Below are 20,412 nucleotides of genomic sequence, written 5' to 3'. Positions count from 1 at the left end.
AATCTTCACGACAGGAGTATCTCAGCACGAGAGCAGTGAGAACCGTGTTCCCGTCTACTATCCACCGCGCATTGGGACAAATTGAACGCGGCCGTCGATTCTCCGCGACAGCGACCCATCCGCTCTCTTTTCAGCGACGAGTAGCTTCTGGGTTTGTTCTCCGATGGGTGCGACGATCCGACCGCCGGGAACGACCTGTTCGATGAGTGCCTCGGGCAGTTCTGGGATGGCACACGTGAGATACACGCCGTCATAGGGAGCGTGTTCGGGCCATCCGTTGTGTCCATCGCCGGCTTTGATGTGTACGTCGTATCCCAGCCGGTCGAGTCGTTCCCGTGCGCTCTGTGCGAGTTCGGGGACGTACTCGACGCTGTAGACGGTACCCGCATCGATGGTCTCGGCGACAACGGCAGCGTGATAGCCACACCCAGTCCCTATTTCGAGCACGCGGTCTCCCTGAGAGAGCGCCAGTCGATCGGTCATGATAGCGACCATGTGCGGCGCGCTGATCGTCTGGTCGTGACCGATCGGAAGCGGCCGATCTTCGTAGGCCCATTCTCGGTAGCGCTCGGGGACGAATTCGTGTCGAGGAACAGCACGAAGTGAATCGAGAACCGACTCGCGCTGGAGGCGTTTGCTCCGTTCGAGCCCGTTGACAAGCCGTTCCCGTGCTGTCTCGTTGTTCATTGTTACCAGGCAGACCACGCCGAACTCGATTCATCGTCCGCGTACACGCGCTGGATGTCCTTTGCCACCGCCGAATCGCCGCCGAGATCGAGTTGATCGAAGTCGTAGCCAACCGCGTCTTCGCGCAGTTTGATCGATTTGACCGTGAACTCCTCGTCGCCGAGTTCTTCGGTTGCGCCGACGGTGAATTCATAATCGCCAGGGACGAGCGCATCGATGCTCCGCGAATCGTCGTGTCGTCCATCGAGTGGGTTGATCGTGATCGAAACGCTCACATTGTCGACTGCTCGCGTCCAAATGGTATCTACGTCCTCGGCAGGAGCACGATTTTTACGCTCCTCGCCGAGTTCGAGATCCGTGATACGAACGGTCATGAGCACTTCGTCAGTGTCGACAATGAACTCCTCGCCGACCGCGATCGTCTCCGATGCAGGCGCGTCGACGTGAGTGTGAAATGATTCGCCATCCTGTGAAACGATGACATCCCGTTCGACGGTGCGTTCTTCCTCGATGCGCGTTTTATGGACGTGATTGCATTCAGTACACCGCACAGTCGTCTGCCCACCCGGCGAGAGTACTTCGTGTACTGTTGGCGTATCCGGTGAGCAGGCAGGACATGACACCGGAACGTGTCCAGTTGGTTCGTTCATACAGGCGTTACACGTCGACAAGTAAAAGGCCGTTCGTCCGTGCTCGATGAGCGTGCGAAGATGAGCGGTTTGGCCGGCTGTTTCGTTCTACTGTGTGACAGGTAGTGTCACTTCCTCGCCGTCGGCAGTGACGGTCGGCTCCCGAATGATACCATCGAGGTGCAGCGGTGCCTCAGTGTCTCCACCGATACCGGCGTCGTCACCGATAGCGATGTGAACAGTACCGGCTGCTTTCTCATCGAGGAGGACTGAACCGACGAGTTTAGAGACAGCGACGTTTGTCCCGATACCGAGTTCGGCGAGATTGTACGCTGCGCGGCCGACTGCTTCGGACGCAGTTTCGACCTGCTGGCGGATCTCTTCGTCACTGATCGACGTCACGAACCCTTCCTCGACCTCGAATTCGAGCGTCTGTCCATCCTCAAGCAGTCCGTAGGGCATCATCGTGCCATCGACAACGTACGTTCCGGAAGCCGTTTCGGGGCTGATAAACGTCTCTCCCGCTGGCAGGTTCGACATCGCGCCCGCGCGGACGATCCCTGTATCCTGTAACCACTCACGAGTACCCGGTTCGAACGTGATGTCGGTCCCATTGGGCGTCGTAACGCGGATTTCGTCTGCGTCGGCAACCTGCTCGTACACTGCTTGGCAGTGGCGTTCGATCGCCTCGTAATCGGTGTCGAGTCCGGTCGTGAACACCGCTTCGGTGATTCCGGGAAGGGTGGCCACCCGAGCGCCTGCTTCGTTCGCGTCTGTCCGCGCCCGCGTGTGACTCAAGCTCTTCGTGGTCGGAGCGAGTACGACATCACCCGCCCGCATGGCAGCCGCGACTGGCTCCGGTGGCTCTTCTCCATGCTGGTCGCCAGGCGGATATCGAACGATCGTCACGTCCGTTGTCCGCTCCTTGGCAACGCGGTACAGTGCCTCAGCAATCGGTTCGCGCTTGTCGTCCGTCACGATGACACAGGTCTCACCAGAACTGAGACGCAGACACTGATCGATGGCCGTCGTTGCAGCAGTATGAAGGGACGCTCCGTCAGTGCTCTGTCGGTCGCTCATGGGTAGCCCTCGATCGAAGTAGGGTTAGGGTTTGTCTTTCGTTCGGCCCAATATATCTATCAGAATACTGACTTACAGAATTGAAACATTACTCAGACACGAGTAAATCGTCAATAGAGCGCCAATAACCTCGAAACGTTTACCGTCATCCGTGGAGCATACCAAGTATGATCACGGTTGGGATCAACGGGTACGGAACAATCGGCAAGCGCGTTGCAGACGCGGTCGCACAGCAACCAGATATGGAGCTTGCGGGGGTCGCCAAGACCCGCCCCAACTTCGAGGCAGAAGCCGCGGTTCGAAACGGATATCCGCTCTTTGCCGCCATCGAGGATCGCATGCCGCTGTTCGAGGAAGCAGGAATCGACCTCGCTGGCTCGGTTACAGAGCTCGTCGAGAAGAGTGATGTCGTCGTCGATGCGTGTCCGTCCGGCGTCGCCGCACAGAACAAATCGATGTACGAGGAATACGACACACCGGCGCTCTATCAGGGCGGTGAGGACGCCGACCTCGTCGATGTGAGTTTCAATGCCCGCGGGAACTATAGTGCGGCCGCCGGAGCATCTCACGTCCGCGTTGTCTCTTGTAATACGACAGGCCTCTCGCGGCTGCTTGCACCGCTCCAAGAACAGTACGGTGTCGAGAAGGCACGAATTACGCTCGTTCGCCGCGGCGGCGATCCCGGCCAAACGTCCCGTGGCCCCATCAACGACATCCTCCCGAATCCCGTTACGCTTCCGTCACACCACGGTCCGGACGTAAACACCATCTTCCCAGATCTCGCTATCGACACGCTCGGGATGAAAGTCCCCGCGACGCTCATGCACACACACAGCGTCAACGTCACGCTCGAATCGACACCAACGGCCGAAGAAGTACGTGACCGCTTCGCTGAGGAGTCGCGGCTCTTTCTCATCCCCGAACGCTTGGCGATCGACGGAGCAGGCAAGCTAAAGGAGTTCGCCCACGACGCAGGCCGCCCGCGCGGAGATATCTGGGAGAACTGCCTCTGGGAGGAATCGATCAGCATGGAGGGCAACGACCTCTATCTCTTCCAAGCGATTCATCAGGAGAGCGATGTTGTTCCCGAAAACATCGACGCCATTCGCGCCGTGACCGAACAGGCAGACGCCAGAGAGAGCATATCGACGACGAACGAATCGCTCGGCATCGGACTATAATCCCGCTCTACCGTGTGCACCGAGCACTGACAAATAATTGATTATATATCTTTCGTATTTATTGATGCTTCCGAGCGTGTCGATCTATCACGCGCTCCCAGATAGTTTCACTGTCGGATAGGATTCACACTAGTCGGAAAGATATCTGATTGGACGATCGATGAACACCAGCACGCTGGTAAAGGTCATCTTGATCCAGCACAGATGGCACGACACGGCGGAAGGACCTCACTTGATCCGGTTTCAGTGAGATCGTCGGCTGATGGGAAGTGCATGCGATCATTTCTGTTCGAACTTTGGGACAGCCACGAAGTGATCGAGACGTAGGTCGAGCGGTGTAGGACGTACAATTTCCCACTCGAACCGGTGTTCGATAGATAGATTTCGAAATTTTCGACTCGTCCTACCAGAAGAGAATCTACGTAGAATACATCTGTTAATGGTTGGATATAGAACGACAAAATGCGTGTAAGTAGCTGGCGGTGGAATTATACGCTCTCTTTTCACGAGACAAATATTGACTGATTCAGTAGGTATGAAGTGTGCTGTCAATATTGACGGCAGAATAAAGCCAACCGCGACCGACACTAGCGTATGGACCGCGATCGGCTTGGAGACGCCCTCGAAGAGTTCGACCCGACGCCGGGTGAACGCCGCGTCGTCGTCCGGCAGGCGCTGGACCTTTCTGATTCCGGTAGATTCGAAGCGGACACGGGAAATGCCCTCACGAGAGAGGAGATCGTTCGCAATCTCCGTGATGCTCCCGACAAACGATTACCCGAGCGCTGGAACTGGTGGCTTGGCTCTCTTGCGATGGCGTATGGGGGGTACGAACGGTTCCAAGTACGGACCGTAAGTCGATAGTAAGAGATCGACGCGTTTCGTTTGTCGGAATCAGTTGTCGTTCCATATCTGATGTTGCCGACGTCTCAACAGAGAGAACTCATTACAACGATCTCTCTTTCTTCGATGATTGTCCCATACGCCACGCTCGAACAGAATTACCCGCGGGACGTTCGTGTCGCTGATTTTAAACCATGACTAGCAGTGAGCGCGACAGAAACTCGTGTCCACGACAGACGATCGCCCAATGACGATCGAGTGTCGATATTTCGAGAGTTATGCAACGAGCTGTTCCTGACCCCGCTCGACCACAACTCGGCACGGCGGTGACATCTTATTGTATGCGCGACGGAGCGCATCCTTGGCGGTTTCGGCTTGGTCAGGGTGACACCAGATGGTGAATACGCGCTCGCCGTTTTGGATGCGTGCAGCCGTTCCGACGATCTTTCCGAACGCTTGTCGCATTCCGTCAGAAACACGGTCTGCACCAGCACCGGTTGCCTGTTTGTTCTCCCGAAGCACTTGGTGGGGGAACTTTCGGAGAATCATCTTGTAGTTCTTCTCGCCGAGCTCCTTGATGAGGTGGCGATTGGCAGACAGCCGAGCGGCTTCGAGGGAACCGTGACGGATCTGAACGGCCTCCTCAACCTGAAGACTGATCTGGATAGGATACTCGTCAGGATCGACGTCGACCTCTCCCATCTTGAACTGTGCGATCTTCGAGCCAGGAATACCGGTGATATACTCCCGTCGAGTATACGACGGTTTATCGATATCCCGGTACATGGTTGCGGGCTTATCGGCCATAGTACGTGAAATGAAGCTCAGATCGTGGATAAACCCTTCGAAGCGACTGTCTGTATGAACCTTGATTGCCACATGATAGCAAACGCCAATGCGTTGGGCGAAACGAGGAGTAATCTATCCACACATCACCGGGAGCGTCACGCTCACGTCTGTTACTCCACGATCGGACAATCAAAGCCGGGATGTATCCGCAGAACTGATGAAATCACGATGATTCTCCCACCTTTCCCAAGATTGAAGTAACCCCTCTCCATTCTCATCAACATTCATTGATTACTAATGAGCGACAATACGAATAACGAAGACGTAAGCACTGAATTGGCACAAGCTGCCGAAGCACGAGATCAATCACGAATAAATTTCTACGGCGGGACGTTGATGAGCGCACTTCCAATTGCGCTGTTCGTCATCTGGGCGATCGTCCAAAGCGGCGTTCTTCGGGTCAGTGACACAACTGGGCTCGTTGCCGGGATGCTCATCAGTCTCATTCTCGGGATGCTGTTCGTGAAAGGCAGTTGGAAAGCGTACGCAAACACGATTTTTGCGGGGATGACCCAACGCGTTGCGGCGACAGCCATCGTCGCATGGCTGTGGGCCGGGATGTTCGCACAGACAATTCAAGAGGGTGGATTCGTCGGTGGATTAGTCTGGGCGGCCGATGCGCTCAACGTCGGCGCATCGATTTTCCCGGCGATAACGTTCATCCTCGCAGCACTGCTCGCAACTGGTATTGGAACCGGCTACGGAACGACGGTCGCGTTCACCACGCTCGTTTTCCCAGCAGGAGTTGTTCTCGGTGCGGATCACGTGTTGTTGTTCGGAGCAATTCTCTCCGGAGCGGCCTTTGGTGACAATCTCGCGCCTGTCAGCGACACAACCATCGTCAGCGCGGTTACACAGAAATCTGACATTGGTGGCGTCGTTTCCTCCCGGTTCAAATACGCGATCGTCGCCGCTGTACTCGCCTTTGTGGGGTATATCATCGCAGGGTCGTACATGACCGGCTTTGACATCTCACAGAACGCACAGCAACTGTTCGTCTCGAACAGCAATCCGATGGGATTGATTCACCTCTTCTCGATGTTCGTCGTCATTGCGACCGCTGTACGTGGACGACACATCGTCGAAGCGATCTCGTGGGGCCTTATAGTCGCCGTCGTGCTCAATCTCCTCCTCGGATTGGCTTCCGTGAGCGATATGATCGTGTTCAAGGCTTCCCAGAATCTCGGGGCTGCACAGTCGCTCTCTGTACTCCCCTTCATCGAACTCGTCGAACCCGGCAACACAGGAGTTGGCGGGAGCATCTACACGGGTGCAGAAGGATTCTTCCCGCTTGCGATCCTTGTACTGTTGATCGTCGCCGGTTCACAGATCATGATACGTGGTGGCGGATTCGAAGCACTACAGAACTGGTTGCTCAATAGTGTAGCTACGAGCGTCCGGCGAGCTGAATTAGTCATGGTACTCGGGACGGCCATCGCCAACGCGATGATCACAATCAACACGGCAGCAGAAATCGCTATCGCACCGTACATCGCTCGAATCGGTGAGAAATTCAATATTAACGGGTATCGCCGGGCGAACATCCTCGATGCGAATACGACAGCACTCGGTTACATCTTCCCGTGGGCCGGCGGTGTGCTCGTCGGATACGCTGAGATACGGGACCTCCCGTCGCAGTTCGGCTGGTTCACACAATCGATGGTCGCTAATCCGATTGAGGTGTGGCCGTTCGTTTTCCACGGCTGGTTCCTGTTCGGCGTGTTCATCGTTGCTGCGCTCTCCGGGTTTGGCCTCGAATACGTTTCTGACCGCCAATCGATGGAGGTGACACGTCTATGAGCTTCCTCAAACAGTACTTGAAGGGATGGGGATTCCGAACAAATCAACCAACGTTCGATCCTGGTGAAGAGATCCCGGTCTTCGTCACAGGTTTCGAGGACGGTACCGCTGTTGCCCGCGTCGGAGACAGCCACCTGACCCTCCTCGATACACCGGAAGATCTCGTCGGCTCGCAGGTTACTGTCCGCGTCGAGACCTTCGATACGAGCACGTTCATCGGAGAGGCAACTCTCATCGAACCAGCACAAGAGGAACCGGAAGCAGAACCGCAGGACGAAGTGACCGAATCCGTAGAGTAACGATCGACAAACGGTTCCATCAGTTTCTGCAAGCGGTTCGATCCGTCCGGATCTGATTGCATCGATGCAAAGAGAGAGCTGGCTGTAACAGTCGATGGCAATCGAGCGAGCTTGGAACGCTTGGTGCGGTGGAGAAGCCGATGGCTACGACTGAGAAGTCACTCAGCGTACCTACATCTGCGTCTCTTCGAACGACGTATTCGGCTTAGAGTTGTTGCTTAGGATCGCCACTCCCAAGGCTCTCATCGCTGTCTCCGAAGACGAAGTCACCGGTGTCTCCCGCCGCTCCGACGCTGTCATCATCAATAGATCCACGAACGATGGTCTCGTCGGGCTCGTCGGTTGCTCCATCTCCAGTCGTCCCTCGTGTCGTCCTTGTCGTTTGCGAGTTCACTGTGCGATACACAAAGTGAAGACAGACACCGAACAACCCCAGTAGCAGGATAATCCCTACCACAGTGATGAGGGAGAGGATGATGATCGGGTCCATATCTGGGCTAGCAGCAGAGCAAGGGATAGGTATTGTGGTTTAACACGTTCGGACAATCCGTCGTTGCGAGACAGAGATATCGCAAGACTGCGGCGTGTTGTCATTGCCAACTTACTGAAAATTACTTACTAGCAGTGTTCCAATCGGTTGATGTCGAGCACGACTGGGGCAGTAATGGTTAAACCTACTGGTGCGTTTACTGTCATCATAGTTACTGGAAAGGGGAAGTGTATTGGTGCGGGAGGGAGTATAATGTGGCAGGATAGACCTATGGCACCAGATTGGGACGCTGTGAGCGACGTTGTTAGTTCCACCTACCGGGTTGCTGTTCTCGAACGTCTGGCAATCGGTCCTGCAACACCGTCGCAGATTGCCGAAGACAGAGAGATACCCATCTCTCACGTCTCGCGGGCGCTCGGACGACTTCGAGAGCAGTCTCTCGTCGAGCTGCTCGTCTCAGACGACCGGCGAAAGGGACGTGTCTACGGTATTACCGACCACGGGAGCGAGATCTGGCAGACGATTGAGGCAGAGAACCTCGCCTGAATCAGCTGGACGCGCTCTTGAGGGACGGGCTCACAGGGACGGGCGGTCACCATCGGATAATCAGTGACAACGCTGTCCCTTGCGTCGAACACCGTGATGTCCACCGCATAAGAGGCTCGAAGAGCTACTCGTCCTTCCGTTACCGAACGCAGTCAAGCCCAGCGCGACCCGTGACTGATGGTAATCGCTACCAGTGAACAACATTTTTGAAACAACGCATGGAAAGTGAGCTTCGACAGGTTGTTCGCTCTCAACTACACCGAGCGATTTTTTCTGTTTCGTCGTATGCACAGAGGCACGACTCCGAACTGTCAATGGAGATTATCGAATCGACACCTCACTCCGATCCACAGACAGAGAAACGTATCGTCGCTGATGCTTGACGATGATAAGCGAACGAGTTTCTATTCAGTACGATTTCGGCCGACAGAGTTCGGAGCGAAACAAGAAAATGGTCACTGAGCCTGGTTGTGATTCGAATAGTCCATTTCTACTCATATATAAGTGCTTACTCACACCGTTTCCGATTCATGCTGTAGTATCACACAGCAGATGACAAATAGTGCAGCTATCAATTGAAACATTGATTTCTGATGGACCAGCCCGCCGTCGGTTTCTCGAAGTCATTCTGGTATCACGAAGCCCACAACAGGTCGTAGATCCGTCGATGCACGTGATGACGAACTACTTTCGCTCTGCGGCGAATAGTTATCCGTTTCAGCAGCCACTAGAGAGACACCGAGACGATTCAACACAATCCACTCATGAACGTAGATATTTTCGAAACCACCGTCGAGATTGACGAATCACGAATCGATGAGTCGCCAGCAGCCATCCGAGAGCAGGTGTACGAATACGAGTGTGGAGATCGTCAGGAATTCGATCTAACAGTCACAACGCCGGGAGGATTGACCGGCGAGGTGATGACCGCGATGAGTAAGATTCCCTACGGAGAGACGCGAACGTACGGCGAACTTGCGGCAGATCTCGATACTACACCCGTTGCCGTCGGACAGGCGTGCGCGCACAATCCTGTCCCACTGATCGTTCCGTGCCATCGTGTCATGGGGAGCGATGGCGAACTCAAGGGCTACTCGGCGGCCAACGGCGTCGCTACGAAACGGCGACTGCTTGCTCTCGAACAGGGACGGGGAACAAAGCAGACGCAGTTGCCGATACAAGAATAGACCTGGTCCCCAGAACGGCTTCGTGTCCCGCACACCAGCGAGGGTTGTGACAGAGTGTCGTTATTGGATATCGTTACTCGAACGAAAGCACTGAGAGCAGTGCAGGCGTAATCAAGCGGGTCGTATCGAGTGATGAGTCCATCAAAATCTGAATCGAACGTAAGAACGCCGTCGATTCCACGCTGTTCGCAGATGATGGTCTGGTTGTGATACCCGTTCGTGATCACCCAAACAAATGTCACCACCACTCCGAACAGATCCGAAAGTGGACCAAAAAGCGTATAAGTGCCCCCCACAACCGGGAAAGTGCATGTGTCGTAATCGAACTAATCATGTCTCAAGCCGGGGGTCCGGTGTGGCTCCCGGCTGGGTTCCGCGATCGAGGTAACGACGCGCGCAGCGACTGGTTTTACTGGCAGACTCCTGTCCGAGGAGGGACTGGAACGCATGACAGAAGAGGGAGCGATGAGACGAAATAACGTGCTCCTTGCGACCAGTCGAGCGACGAATAAACAGACAGCAGCGCAGTTGGCAGTCCGTGCTGGGCTCATCCATCGGTTCGGGAGTGGTCTGTACGGATTTACCCCGACAGGTGAACGCGTTCGTCAGAAGATCATCCATCGTATCACGAGCGAAATGGAGTCGATCGGGGCACAAGCGATCAGTCTTCCCCAGCTCCAGTACAGATCCATCTGGGAGCAGAGCGGACGGTGGGGACGCTTCGAAGGAGAGATGTTTACGCTCACGAACCGCGATGGGCAAGAGATGTGCCTTGCGCCATCTCACGAAGAGGGAATCGTCTCGCTCGTCGACGGCGTCGTCCGCTCGTACGAGGATCTCCCGCTCTTGCTCTATCAGATCAACACGAAGCACCGAGACGATCACGCTCGTAACGGGCTCCTACGAACGAAGGAGTTCACGATGAAGGACGCGTACAGCCTCCATGCAGACGCCGACTCACTCGATGAGTGTTACGAACGGGTCCGTGCTGCCTACGGCCGTCTCTTCGACTCACTCGGGATCGAGTTCGTCGTTGTTGAGGCCGAAAACAGCGTTATGGGTGGCGCTACTTCGGAGGAGTTCGTCGCTCCCGTCGAGACGGGAACTGGTGAACTGCTCTCGTGTGCGAGTGAGGCGTGTCGATTCGGCGTCACCGACGAACATCCCGACTGGGACGTTTGGAATCGTGATTCGTCTCTCAAGTGCGAGTGTCCCGAGTGTCAGAGTCGGCTCGTGCGGAGTGACGGAATCGAGATCGGACACGTGTTCAAACTCGGAGCACGCTACTCAGAGGCGATGGGTCTCACCATCGACACCGCCACTGGTTCGCAGTCCGTCATAATGGGAAGCTACGGGATCGGCGTTACCCGTCTCATCCAGACGCTCATCGAACAGCACGCCGACGAAGATGGTTGTCGCTGGCCCGTCACTGACGCAGGAACTGTCGCTCCATTCGAGGTGGCAATCATTCCCCTCGAATACGAGAGCGACGGTGAAATACGAGACACCGCCGATCGGCTCCACGAGGACTGCGGTCCTCAGAACACGCTCCTCTTCGATGACCCAGCGCAGACGATCGGTGAACGGTTCGCCGAAAGTGATCTGCTCGGAATTCCCCAGAAGATCATCTTGGGCAACACGTACCGTGAAACGGGCGATGTCGAGATGGAGACACGAGAGGGACAGACACAGCGCGTGGCTCCCGATGCGGTATCGACAATACAGCTCGAAGGTGGATGAGGAGCTAACACTCACTCGTTCTCACCAACGAAACACGGCGTTCAAGCAGAACGTGGGGCCAAGCGTTCGGATTGAAGAGATTCGTGGTTCGAGTGAGAGCTCACCCACCCAAGTACAGCCGAGACACCTCGGGATTGTCGAGTAGCACGCTTGCTTCGTCTTCGAATCGCACGGTTCCCTGATCGAGGACGTATCCACGATCCGAGATGCCAAGCCCCTCGCGGGCGTTCTGTTCGACCATCAGAATAGCCGTTCCGAGTTCGTTCACCGTCTGTACGTCTTCAAAAACGTCCTCGACGATGTTCGGTGCGAGACCAGCAGACGGTTCGTCGATGAGCAACACGTCGGGTTCCATCACGAGCGCGCGGGCGAACGCAAGCACCTGTCGCTGGCCGCCCGAGAGCGTACGGGCCTTCGCATCCCGTTTCTCTTCGAGAATCGGAAACCGATCGTACAGGTTCCCAATGACCTCATCCAGCCCGGAAGAGCGAGCAACACCGCCCATCCGAAGATTCTCCGCAACGGAGAGGGACCCGAAGACGTTCTCGGTCTGGGGGACGTAGCCAACGCCCTCACGGACGAGATCCTCGGGGGGCGTGTCCGTGATGTCGCGCCCAGCGAGACGAATCCGTCCACTCCACGGAGAGAGCAATCCGAAGACAGTCTTCAACACGGTGGATTTTCCCGCGCCGTTTGGCCCGATGAGACAGACGATTTCGTCAGCGTCGAGATGCAGCGAACAGTCCCGAAGCACCTGCATCTCACCGTAACCGCTGTCGACACCCTCGACAGTGAGCGCACTTCTTTCTTCACCGGTGGCATGTGCGCTGTCCGTGTTGCCAGTTGGATCGCTCATTCCACACCTCCGAGATACGCGTCGATGACGCGCTCGTCGCTTCTGACCTCCTCCGGTGTGCCTTCCATGAGAACGCGTCCTTGATCGAGAACGACGATGGGATCAGCGAGATCCATAATAAAGGGCATGTCGTGCTCGATGATGAGAAACGTCTGCCCTTCCTCGTTCAGCTCGCGGATGAAGCGCTTGATTTCAGCAGCGAGCGTCGGGTTCACTCCAGCGACAGGTTCGTCGAGCAAGAGGATATCGGGGTCGGTCGTGATACCACGCGCGAGTTCGACGAGCTTCAACTGTCCACCCGAGAGATCCGTCGCTGGCTGATCGATGAGGTGAGCAATCTCGAACCGTTCGAGGAGCGCGTTGGCGCGTGCGAGATTCTCACGTTCCTCGGTGACGACCGTTTCTGGTGTGAGAAACAGCGGCAGGATGGACTCGCCGGTCTGTGGCCGCGGACCGACGAGCATCGCCTCGCGGACGGTCATTCCGTCCACTCGGCGAGGGATTTGGAACGTTCGTACTAATCCCGCACGTGCGACCTCGTGCGGTGGGTTGCCACTGACGTCGACTGCGTTTACCGTTACCTGACCGGCGTCGCGGTCGTAGAAGCCAGAGATGAGGTTGAACAGCGTCGATTTTCCTGCGCCGTTGGGTCCGATCATCCCTGTGATAGAGCCACGCTCGACGGCGAGAGAGACGTCGTCGACAGCAACGAGGCTGCCAAACGATTTTTCGAGTCCCGCAGTGCGTAACACTGAGTCATCTTTATCAAGGTCTGCTCCATCATAGCGCGAGTCCGCTGTTGAAGGAGTACCGTCACTCACGACACATCACCCCCAGCACCGTCGGAGTTCGTCTCACGCGCCGCAGGCCAGATGAGTTCGGCCCGCGGTGGGAGAATTCCCTCTGAGCGAAAGCGAACGATGAGCACGATGAGAAGACCGACCAACAGCAGTCGGAACGCCGCCGGGTCCACCGGAAGCAGCCCGGCATCGTTGATGAATCGTGGACCCTCACGGACGAGAACGATAGTGAGACCACCGAGAACCGCGCCACGATTCGATCCAGTGCCGCCGAGGATAACCGCAACCCATACGTAGAAGGTGTTGATGGGTTCGAGTTCACTCGGAGAGACGTACAGAAACTGGTAGGCATAAAAAAAGCCCGCGATGCCCATCAGTACGCTTCCGAGGACGAACGCCTGCATCTTGAGCGCGTAGGCGTTCTTCCCGAGCGCCTCGGCGAGTTCCTCATCAGCGCGCACCGTTCGAAGCACCCGTCCCCACGGAGATCGATGCATCCGCCTGAGGAGTAGATAGACCACAAGAACCGCAACACTCACCAAGAGAAGATCAGTCAGACCACGGTACGGGAAGGCAACAGCATCCCACGCGAAGACGGAATCGAACGCCCCGACCGCTCCCTCGATTACAGCAACAGCCTCGGGCAAGAGTGGCTGGATACTCACGCCTTGTGTACCCGCTGTGATGCCTTCCTGATTCTTGATGAGCAATCGGATGATTTCAGCGAGACCCAACGAAGCGATAGCGAGGTAGTCAGCGCGCAGGCGCAGCGTCGGAATCCCGATGATGACGGCGACGAGCGCGCTCGAAACGATGGCGACGATGAACGCGACGCCTGGTCCCAACGAGAGCCCAATTGGTGATTCGGGCGTTGCGAGCAGCGCGACACTGTACATCCCGATTCCCCAGAACGCTGCGACAGAGAAGTTGATCAGCCCAGCGTATCCCCACTGAACGTTGAGTCCGAGCGCGAGCAACACCCACATTCCCGTGAGCGCGAGCGTCGGCAGTACGAACCCCAACTGCATCACGCCGGTGACGGTTGCCACGACGAGTAACAGAGCAAATCCGATGACACCCCAGAGAACGCGCTGATCGACCGCGTCGAGACTGTCGTAGAATCCGCCGATCCACTGGCGTACTCGTCGAAGTCGTTTTCCGCTCATACGCTTTCACCTCTGATTCCCTGCGGGCGGACCAGCAAGATGAGGACCATCAACGCGAACGCCACCGCGGGAGCGTACTCGACGGGAACGAATGGAATGACGGGCGTGAGTTCGTGTGCCATCCCGATAACGAGACCACCGATCATCGCACCGTAGACACTCCCGATGCCACCGAGGATGACGGCAGCGAACACCACGAGGAGGATATCAAACCCCATTCGTGGACGAACAAGCGTGTCGATGCCCAGAAATACCCCACCAGCGGCAGCGAGCGCTCCACCGATGACCCACATTGCGAGGATGACTTCGTTGGTCCGGATGCCAGAGACGCGCGCAAGATTTGGATTGTCAGCGGTTGCGCGCATCTTTCGGCCAAGCGTCGTATACTGTAACAGCGCGTGCAGTCCAACCACGAGCACTCCCGTGAGAACGACGACAACGAGATCGCGTGGCGTAACGGCAATGCCGAGCGCAGCATCGAACAGTGCGATGCGTCCCTGTCGAGAGATCTGGTAAGTGCGCTGCTCGGCTCCGAAGGCCATCTGCATCAGCGCGCGATAGGCGAGCGCGACACCGATGCTCGTGATGAGCAGTTCGATAGATCCCGCATTGAGCGGCTTGTAGACGAGTCGCTCGGTCACCACCACAACGCATGCCGCAATTGCCATCCCAACGAGTAATCCGAGATACAGTGACAACGGTAGTTCGAAGAGCACGATATCGGGAGCAGGCACGCGCAAATCGACGACAGCAGCCGTGAACGGGACCACAATAGTGAAACCCGAGCCAAACACCGCCGCGCCAACGAACGCACCGAACGCACCAACTGTCATGGTGTCGCCGTGAGCGAAGTTAGCAAAATCGGCAATCGAGTAGATGAGCGACAGCCCGATCGCTCCCAAAATGATGATGCAACTGAACACCAGTCCGTTGGCAAGCAACTGCGGAAGCTGGTCAAGCACGCCGACCTGCGCTGGCTGCAACAGCGCGTGCTCGTGGAAAGCACTCATACCACACCTCCGTCGAACCTGTCGAGTCGAAATCGACCGATCATTTCAGCCGGTGATGAAGTCGCCGTACTCATAGCTGTGGTTCTTCACCCGGTAGATCTGGTAGAATCCGGGCGGATCACCGTTTTTGTCGAGATCAACCGGACCGGAGACGCCTTCGTAGTTGATATCCGTCGCCGAGCCGCCGTCAGCGAGAATATTCTTTGCTTCCTCGAAATTGAAGACTTTCGTTCCCTTCGGCCGAGTAACATCCCTGATAACCTTCTGAAGAGCAGAGCCAGTCATCTCATCGGCAGCCTCAGCCGCGATGGCCGCGACTGTCACGGCGTCGTACGCGTACGCCGACCACACGGTGGGCGTCTTGTCAAACTGCTTTTGAAACTCCGTCTTGAACTGCTTGTAACTCTGCTGATCAGTTGGTGCAGACTCGGTAATTCCTTGCATACCGGTCTGGCTTCCGTCGGAGGTGTTTTTGATGATCGAATCTGCGACCGTCGATTCGGCTCCGTAGTAGTCCGCCTGCTCGTTGTATCCCTGATCGAACGCCTCGTTGACCATGATGGTGTACTCGTTGGCGTAGGTGATGAACAGCCACGCGTTCGCGTCCGTGTTCGCCATCTCGGATAACACGCCCCGGTACGACGATTGGTCCTGATCGTGCGGGTTGATGTACACTACCTCGCCGTCGAACACGTTCGGGAACGTATCGGCAAATCCCTGTCCGTAGTCGTTATTGATCCACGTTGCTGCGACCTTGGACTTGCCATCCCGCTTGAGGAGCTTCGCAAGTGCCTTCCACTTGGCCGCTCCCGAGGGACTCATCCGGAACAGGTCTGATTTCTTCGATAGCTCTGGACTGGTGGAGTTCTGACTGATCTGTACCACGTCCGCTCCGCTTGTGACGGAGTTATAGATAGCGAGCGAGACACCCGATCCCACTGCCCCAACGAGCAGTGGTACCTGATTCTGGTTGACGAGTTTCCGAGCAGCATTAACACCACTTTGGTTTTTGCTCTCAGAATCCTCAACGAGGACGTCCAACGTGCGACCGTTAGATCCGATTCCGACGTCGTTGATCGCGTTGAGCGCGAGTTTCTTGCCACGCTGATTGCGCTGACCGTACGGCGCAAGCGTTCCGGTCAGCGGTGTCACTAACCCAATACTGATAGCGTTGTTTCCACCACCACTACCGCTGTCACTACTGTTATTGCTGTCGCCACTGCCATCATCGTCTCCAGATTCGAGGCAACCGGCGAGTAAGAGTCCGGTCCCCACGCCTCCGGAGAGTCGCAGTATATCTCGTCGTGCCCACATATTCTTGTCAGAACGTGTCATGGTTGGCTCTTCTTGTGTTAGAGAGACATGTGATATAAGTGTAATGCTTCACAAAGTCGGTACGGCGCAGGGTAGACCCTTGTTGCCCTAAGTATTCATCGATCGATATGAACTGACTGAGATCTACGAAACCAATGAATTCGGCGATTACATCGGGAGAGGGCAGCCGACCACGAATCAAACCGATAACGAAGGTGATGATACACTAGGTCTGGTGGAGTGAAATAGTACGACGCGCACTGTTTCGATTCAACGCAGAGACAATAGCCAAAGAGACGAATAGGAGGGATAGATGTAGTTTCTGAGATAGTAGCAGTTGTCGAGGAGGACAGTTTCATCATACAGATGTTGAACATTGGTAATTGAGATCGATAGAACACAATAATACAGAATATGAATTTTTCCTATAGAAAATGGTCTATTACATCCTTCGAGATTCTTCAGCTGATGCGTAAGTAGCACAGGTATGAGATGAATCAAACCAAGAAAATATCAAAAGATAGTTAGACAGTGTGTGGATGCGTTTACACCTCTAAGACACAGATGAACAATTCCAGTGGTTCTGACGACACTGCCTGTTCTATGTTCATTCTGAGCCAAAAATTGATCGATGAATAGTTGAATTATACAATTGAAATGTATATCAAATAATCTACTCTACCCCAAATAATATATTGTTCTGATATTTTGTATGGAAAATGGTAATTAACTAATAGTAAGAAACGAATCAATCGCGTCTGGTTTCGGTGGAAAGAACCTTGTGAACGGATTTTCGTTGTCGTTGTCGGGGAACGCTAAACCATCGACGAACCAACGAGCACCATCAAACTGATCGTATAGGGACGTATCGAGTGGCGTACCAGCAGTACTCACAGTCTGTCACCACTGTGGATGCTGGCTTTCAAGAAACCGGTCACACGGGGCTCATCACCGTTGCTGGCTTGAATATCCAACCTCAACTGTTAATGAATTACTGACCGACACTCCAGCTATGGGAGCAGTAAAAGTCATAAAAGTTCTCGGTACCTCTGAGGAATCGTGGGAAGACGCAGCAGAACAGGCACTCGTGCAAGCCACGTCGACAGTCCAAAACATTAGTGGAATGAAAATAAAGGACTGGTCTGCGACCATCGAAGACAACACGATCGTCGAGTATAAGACCACTGTCGAGATCGCGTTTCCTGTACAGGAACACTAAACAGCCGTCTCTGTCCTCCGATGCGTGGCGATCACTTTTTGCTCTACTACTCACACACGTATGAGAGCGATAGAAAACCAATCGAGACGCTTTTTCTGATATGGGTTGCTACAGATGACACCCGTATCAACGTACCATCTACAGCGTCTTATTGCAGAGACACCGTATCAGAGGTCACAAAGCGATGTTTCGAGGACTTGAGCGCAAAGATACTGATCTGCTTTTTCGATCATTTCGAACACGATCCCGGTAGGCCGTAGTCTCGAGACTTTCTATAGCAGGCTATCAGACACACCGGAATAGACACGCCCTGTGTCATATACATCAATCATCATAATGGTAGGCACGAAATGAGCATGGTCGCTTTGGAAATCGGGCTGAAAGAGGACACACAGCTAATGAGCGAACAGGACAGCTACGGAGATAGTCTCGACGTACTTTGCCGTGCTACCTGCATTTACAGCCGTACTCGTGTAACGACGTTGGTGTGATCGTGTTGAATCGACCGCATCGTCGCCGAATCAGCGCATCGAACTCACATACCCACGATACCGGTGATTACAGACGACCCATCAGATGCGCTCGGTACAGCACGTATGGTATTTACCAGCGATCGGTACAAAGAGGTCCGACCACGTGACTCTGCTGGCAAGAGTGTGTCGTTGGCACTCGTATCAGCATTCTCCAGACGAGATCGGTTGCGATTTGATGGTGTACTGGCGCTTATTCCCGACGTCGATCGTGCTCTGTTTCGGTCGACACCGTCAGGACGGGGGTGTGTGCCGTCCGAATGATTCGCTCGGCAACACTTCCCATTAGGAGGTGATCAATTCCGGTCCGATCGTGAGTTCCGAGCACGATCAGATCGATTCCTTGGTTCTCACTGTAGGCGAGAATCTCCTCATACGGGACGCCAGCAGCGATCGTCTCGATCGGCGGATGATCGAGGGCTGCAGCTTGTCTCGTAACGTTCTCAATTGCTTCGGTCCCCAGCTGTCGAAGTGAATTTCGGACCACATCGCTGGTGCCGTACTTCGAGTCGACGACGTAGATTGCGTGCAGTGTCGCATCGTATCGATCTGTGAGTGCCACCGCGTGTTTAGCCGCTGCCTCGGAACTTGGGGTCCCGTCGGTTGCAATAAGAACATCAGCGTAGTCGGTCGTCTGGAGCCGCTTGGTCAAACGGACGGTCAGCACTGGGATGGACGCTGCCCGTACGACAGTCGCGGTGACGCTTCCCAGTAGATGGCGACCGATTCCCGTCCGTCCGTGCGTCCCCATCACGACGAGATCGATCGCGTGTTCATCGATGTACGCAAGAATGGTTTCAGCGGGATCGCCGTCACAGATCGTTTGAACGACCGACACATCGTGAGCATCAGCCGCGGTCGCAGCGATGAGTTCTGTTGCACGCTCGCCTTCCCGTTCGCGCTCCTCGTAGATCGACATCCAGACCGTGTCAGCTGCAACGTCAGCTTTCGAAAATGCTTCATCGACGACAGAGAGAGCGTGAACGGTCGCGTCGAATCGCCCAGCAAGCGTGACACCGTGTTCGACAGCTGCCTGAGATCCATCGCTTCCGTCCGTTGGAATAAGAATGTCGTCGTACATGATCCCATCTCGTGCCATATACGAGCGATATGCCCTAAACCGTATGGTTGGTCAGACGAATGGGCGACCGTGATTGAGCCGTAGCAGACAGTAGCCCGTTCGCTTTCAAACAGAGACACAGGTAGTCTACTTGGTGTTCGATCCCGTATTTCCGAGCAGTATGTATCACGAGATCCTCATCCCAATCGATAGCAGGGGAACAGCGGGTCCCATCGCTCGCGCGTTTGATCTCGCACGGATGTGCGACGGGACCGTCCACGTCCTCCATGTCATCGACACGAGCCCCGAACCAGACGCATTGGATTCAGACGAACGAGACGCGTTACGACGTCATTCAGAAAAGCGTGGCCGATCGGCAACCGTTCGGGTGCAAGAGCTGGCCGCAGAACTCGGATTGAAGACAAAACGCGAAGTCCGCGAAGGGGTTCCCTACCAGTCGGTCCTCGCGTATGCCGAGGAGAATGCGATCGATGTGATCGTGATGGGAACGAGAGCCCACGATCAAGCAGGAACACAACAGTCACGCGTGGGCAGCACAACAGAGCGAGTAGTGACACTCGCAGGCGTGCCCGTGCTGACGACGCGGCCCACCGAAGAGAACGACAGCGATAGCGACAGAGACAGAGCTGTGGACTCTAATCTAGCTGCTGTTGAGACAGCTACTTCCGTGGACGACGGACTGTACGAACAGATCGTAATTCCAACTGATGGCAGCGATATTGCAGAGCGTGCCGCCGAACAGGGTTTTGCTCTCGCAGAGCGCTACGGTGCTGAGGCCCACGTGGTCTACGTCATCGACACGAGAACGTACGGCCTCGAAGACGCTCCTCGAAGCATCGTCGGGCTGCTCAAGAAGGGTGGGACAACTGCCGTTGATAGTATTGCAGCCAAAGCCCGCGACCGGGAGATCTCCGTGACAACGGAGATACGACAGGGTGTGCCCGAAGAAGAGCTCCTCCGCTATATGCAGGGAGTCGCTGCTGACCTCACTGTGATGGGGACGCGCGGAAAAGATGCAGGAGACGATCGGTTACTGGGGAGTACCACAATACGAATGATCCGGCGCTCTGAGACGCCCGTGCTGACCGTCAGCTAACCCCTCACA

The 20,412-nt window shown here is 55.4% G+C and carries 21 protein-coding genes; 9 read left to right on the top strand and 12 right to left on the bottom strand.

The window, feature by feature from the left end:
• Nucleotides 1-57 precede the first annotated feature (57 nt).
• The 3 genes from MW898_RS17075 to MW898_RS17065 form a co-directional block, all read right to left on the bottom strand.
• Entirely contained in the window at nt 58-687 is a 630-nt protein-coding gene (locus MW898_RS17075; protein ID WP_248909060.1) for a protein-L-isoaspartate(D-aspartate) O-methyltransferase, read from the bottom strand.
• Nucleotides 688-689: 2 nt separating this feature from the next.
• The gene (locus MW898_RS17070; protein ID WP_248909058.1) at nt 690-1,337 is read right to left on the bottom strand and encodes an HVO_0476 family zinc finger protein; all 648 of its coding nucleotides are present in this window, start codon (nt 1,335-1,337) and stop codon (nt 690-692) included.
• A gap of 87 nt (nt 1,338-1,424) precedes the next feature.
• Complete coding sequence (locus MW898_RS17065; protein WP_248909056.1) at nt 1,425-2,396, bottom strand: aminopeptidase; 972 nt, start codon at nt 2,394-2,396, stop codon at nt 1,425-1,427.
• Nucleotides 2,397-2,563: 167 nt separating this feature from the next.
• On the opposite strand from MW898_RS17065, the gene MW898_RS17060 reads away from it, so the two are divergent.
• Nucleotides 2,564-3,577, top strand: coding sequence for a type II glyceraldehyde-3-phosphate dehydrogenase (locus tag MW898_RS17060; protein WP_248909054.1), 1,014 nt, complete (start codon nt 2,564-2,566; stop codon nt 3,575-3,577).
• Nucleotides 3,578-4,171: 594 nt separating this feature from the next.
• The gene (locus tag MW898_RS17055) at nt 4,172-4,441 is read left to right on the top strand and encodes a WNWW family protein (RefSeq protein WP_248909052.1); all 270 of its coding nucleotides are present in this window, start codon (nt 4,172-4,174) and stop codon (nt 4,439-4,441) included.
• Between the two features lie 255 nt (nt 4,442-4,696).
• Here MW898_RS17055 and MW898_RS17050 read toward each other — a convergent pair whose 3' ends face one another.
• Nucleotides 4,697-5,227: a 50S ribosomal protein L16 gene (locus MW898_RS17050; protein WP_248909051.1), complete on the bottom strand. Its 531-nt coding sequence runs from the start codon at nt 5,225-5,227 to the stop codon at nt 4,697-4,699.
• Nucleotides 5,228-5,506: 279 nt separating this feature from the next.
• On the opposite strand from MW898_RS17050, the gene MW898_RS17045 reads away from it, so the two are divergent.
• A complete protein-coding gene (locus MW898_RS17045; protein ID WP_248909049.1) occupies nt 5,507-7,069 on the top strand; it encodes a Na+/H+ antiporter NhaC family protein in 1,563 nt (520 codons plus the stop codon).
• On the top strand, nt 7,066-7,368 hold the full coding sequence (locus MW898_RS17040; protein WP_248909047.1) for a DUF7513 family protein: 303 nt from the start codon (nt 7,066-7,068) through the stop codon (nt 7,366-7,368). The genes MW898_RS17045 and MW898_RS17040 overlap by 4 nt, the downstream gene beginning before the upstream one ends.
• Nucleotides 7,369-7,573: 205 nt before the next feature.
• On the opposite strand, the gene MW898_RS17035 is transcribed toward MW898_RS17040, so the two are convergent.
• Complete coding sequence (locus MW898_RS17035) at nt 7,574-7,858, bottom strand: hypothetical protein (protein WP_248909045.1); 285 nt, start codon at nt 7,856-7,858, stop codon at nt 7,574-7,576.
• A gap of 270 nt (nt 7,859-8,128) precedes the next feature.
• Here MW898_RS17035 and MW898_RS17030 point away from each other — a divergent pair, with 270 nt between their 5' ends.
• The 3 genes from MW898_RS17030 to MW898_RS17020 all read left to right on the top strand — a co-directional run bounded on the left by MW898_RS17030 (nt 8,129) and on the right by MW898_RS17020 (nt 11,331).
• A complete protein-coding gene (locus MW898_RS17030) occupies nt 8,129-8,404 on the top strand; it encodes a winged helix-turn-helix domain-containing protein (RefSeq protein WP_248909800.1) in 276 nt (91 codons plus the stop codon).
• A 764-nt stretch (nt 8,405-9,168) separates the two neighbouring features.
• Nucleotides 9,169-9,591 carry a methylated-DNA--[protein]-cysteine S-methyltransferase gene (locus tag MW898_RS17025; protein WP_248909043.1) on the top strand — a complete coding sequence of 141 codons (423 nt, stop codon included), beginning with the start codon at nt 9,169-9,171 and terminating at the stop codon, nt 9,589-9,591.
• Between the two features lie 447 nt (nt 9,592-10,038).
• The gene (locus MW898_RS17020) at nt 10,039-11,331 is read left to right on the top strand and encodes an aminoacyl--tRNA ligase-related protein (RefSeq protein ID WP_248909039.1); all 1,293 of its coding nucleotides are present in this window, start codon (nt 10,039-10,041) and stop codon (nt 11,329-11,331) included.
• A gap of 100 nt (nt 11,332-11,431) precedes the next feature.
• Here the strand turns inward: MW898_RS17020 and MW898_RS17015 are convergent, their stop codons facing one another.
• The 6 genes from MW898_RS17015 to MW898_RS16990 all read right to left on the bottom strand — a co-directional run bounded on the left by MW898_RS17015 (nt 11,432) and on the right by MW898_RS16990 (nt 17,371).
• Nucleotides 11,432-12,187: an ABC transporter ATP-binding protein gene (locus tag MW898_RS17015; RefSeq protein ID WP_248909037.1), complete on the bottom strand. Its 756-nt coding sequence runs from the start codon at nt 12,185-12,187 to the stop codon at nt 11,432-11,434.
• Entirely contained in the window at nt 12,184-13,008 is an 825-nt protein-coding gene (locus tag MW898_RS26025) for an ABC transporter ATP-binding protein (RefSeq protein WP_248909035.1), read from the bottom strand. The genes MW898_RS17015 and MW898_RS26025 overlap by 4 nt, the downstream gene beginning before the upstream one ends.
• Nucleotides 13,005-14,153: a branched-chain amino acid ABC transporter permease gene (locus MW898_RS17005; protein ID WP_248909033.1), complete on the bottom strand. Its 1,149-nt coding sequence runs from the start codon at nt 14,151-14,153 to the stop codon at nt 13,005-13,007. The genes MW898_RS26025 and MW898_RS17005 overlap by 4 nt, the downstream gene beginning before the upstream one ends.
• Nucleotides 14,150-15,163: a branched-chain amino acid ABC transporter permease gene (locus tag MW898_RS17000; protein ID WP_248909030.1), complete on the bottom strand. Its 1,014-nt coding sequence runs from the start codon at nt 15,161-15,163 to the stop codon at nt 14,150-14,152. The genes MW898_RS17005 and MW898_RS17000 overlap by 4 nt, the downstream gene beginning before the upstream one ends.
• Nucleotides 15,164-15,208: 45 nt before the next feature.
• Complete coding sequence (locus MW898_RS16995; RefSeq protein ID WP_248909028.1) at nt 15,209-16,498, bottom strand: ABC transporter substrate-binding protein; 1,290 nt, start codon at nt 16,496-16,498, stop codon at nt 15,209-15,211.
• Between the two features lie 705 nt (nt 16,499-17,203).
• Nucleotides 17,204-17,371, bottom strand: coding sequence for a hypothetical protein (locus MW898_RS16990; RefSeq protein WP_248909026.1), 168 nt, complete (start codon nt 17,369-17,371; stop codon nt 17,204-17,206).
• Nucleotides 17,372-17,489: 118 nt separating this feature from the next.
• Between MW898_RS16990 and MW898_RS16985 the strand changes: the two genes are divergently transcribed.
• Entirely contained in the window at nt 17,490-17,696 is a 207-nt protein-coding gene (locus MW898_RS16985; protein ID WP_248909024.1) for a dodecin family protein, read from the top strand.
• A 723-nt stretch (nt 17,697-18,419) separates the two neighbouring features.
• On the opposite strand, the gene MW898_RS16980 is transcribed toward MW898_RS16985, so the two are convergent.
• Complete coding sequence (locus MW898_RS16980; RefSeq protein ID WP_248909023.1) at nt 18,420-19,325, bottom strand: universal stress protein; 906 nt, start codon at nt 19,323-19,325, stop codon at nt 18,420-18,422.
• 142 nt (nt 19,326-19,467) lie between these two features.
• Here MW898_RS16980 and MW898_RS16975 point away from each other — a divergent pair, with 142 nt between their 5' ends.
• Nucleotides 19,468-20,403: a universal stress protein gene (locus MW898_RS16975; RefSeq protein WP_248909022.1), complete on the top strand. Its 936-nt coding sequence runs from the start codon at nt 19,468-19,470 to the stop codon at nt 20,401-20,403.
• Nucleotides 20,404-20,412: the final 9 nt, after the last annotated feature.

Source organism: Halocatena marina, assembly GCF_023276375.1.
Taxonomy (GTDB): domain Archaea; phylum Halobacteriota; class Halobacteria; order Halobacteriales; family Haloarculaceae; genus Halocatena; species Halocatena marina.
Note: the sequence above shows the minus strand (reverse complement) of the source record. Positions and strands in the feature narration are given on the sequence as shown.

Excerpts from the sequence above, each read along its gene's own strand:
- MW898_RS17075 (WP_248909060.1), bottom strand. The coding sequence starts at position 687 with ATGAACAACGAGACAGCACGGGAACGGCTTGTCAACGGGCTCGAACGG.
- MW898_RS17070 (WP_248909058.1), bottom strand. The coding sequence starts at position 1,337 with ATGAACGAACCAACTGGACACGTTCCGGTGTCATGTCCTGCCTGCTCA.
- MW898_RS17065 (WP_248909056.1), bottom strand. The coding sequence starts at position 2,396 with ATGAGCGACCGACAGAGCACTGACGGAGCGTCCCTTCATACTGCTGCA.
- MW898_RS17060 (WP_248909054.1), top strand. The coding sequence starts at position 2,564 with ATGATCACGGTTGGGATCAACGGGTACGGAACAATCGGCAAGCGCGTT.
- MW898_RS17055 (WP_248909052.1), top strand. The coding sequence starts at position 4,172 with ATGGACCGCGATCGGCTTGGAGACGCCCTCGAAGAGTTCGACCCGACG.
- MW898_RS17050 (WP_248909051.1), bottom strand. The coding sequence starts at position 5,227 with ATGGCCGATAAGCCCGCAACCATGTACCGGGATATCGATAAACCGTCG.
- MW898_RS17045 (WP_248909049.1), top strand. The coding sequence starts at position 5,507 with ATGAGCGACAATACGAATAACGAAGACGTAAGCACTGAATTGGCACAA.
- MW898_RS17040 (WP_248909047.1), top strand. The coding sequence starts at position 7,066 with ATGAGCTTCCTCAAACAGTACTTGAAGGGATGGGGATTCCGAACAAAT.
- MW898_RS17035 (WP_248909045.1), bottom strand. The coding sequence starts at position 7,858 with ATGGACCCGATCATCATCCTCTCCCTCATCACTGTGGTAGGGATTATC.
- MW898_RS17030 (WP_248909800.1), top strand. The coding sequence starts at position 8,129 with ATGGCACCAGATTGGGACGCTGTGAGCGACGTTGTTAGTTCCACCTAC.
- MW898_RS17025 (WP_248909043.1), top strand. The coding sequence starts at position 9,169 with ATGAACGTAGATATTTTCGAAACCACCGTCGAGATTGACGAATCACGA.
- MW898_RS17020 (WP_248909039.1), top strand. The coding sequence starts at position 10,039 with ATGACAGAAGAGGGAGCGATGAGACGAAATAACGTGCTCCTTGCGACC.
- MW898_RS17015 (WP_248909037.1), bottom strand. The coding sequence starts at position 12,187 with ATGAGCGATCCAACTGGCAACACGGACAGCGCACATGCCACCGGTGAA.
- MW898_RS17005 (WP_248909033.1), bottom strand. The coding sequence starts at position 14,153 with ATGAGCGGAAAACGACTTCGACGAGTACGCCAGTGGATCGGCGGATTC.
- MW898_RS17000 (WP_248909030.1), bottom strand. The coding sequence starts at position 15,163 with ATGAGTGCTTTCCACGAGCACGCGCTGTTGCAGCCAGCGCAGGTCGGC.
- MW898_RS16995 (WP_248909028.1), bottom strand. The coding sequence starts at position 16,498 with ATGACACGTTCTGACAAGAATATGTGGGCACGACGAGATATACTGCGA.
- MW898_RS16985 (WP_248909024.1), top strand. The coding sequence starts at position 17,490 with ATGGGAGCAGTAAAAGTCATAAAAGTTCTCGGTACCTCTGAGGAATCG.
- MW898_RS16980 (WP_248909023.1), bottom strand. The coding sequence starts at position 19,325 with ATGGCACGAGATGGGATCATGTACGACGACATTCTTATTCCAACGGAC.
- MW898_RS16975 (WP_248909022.1), top strand. The coding sequence starts at position 19,468 with ATGTATCACGAGATCCTCATCCCAATCGATAGCAGGGGAACAGCGGGT.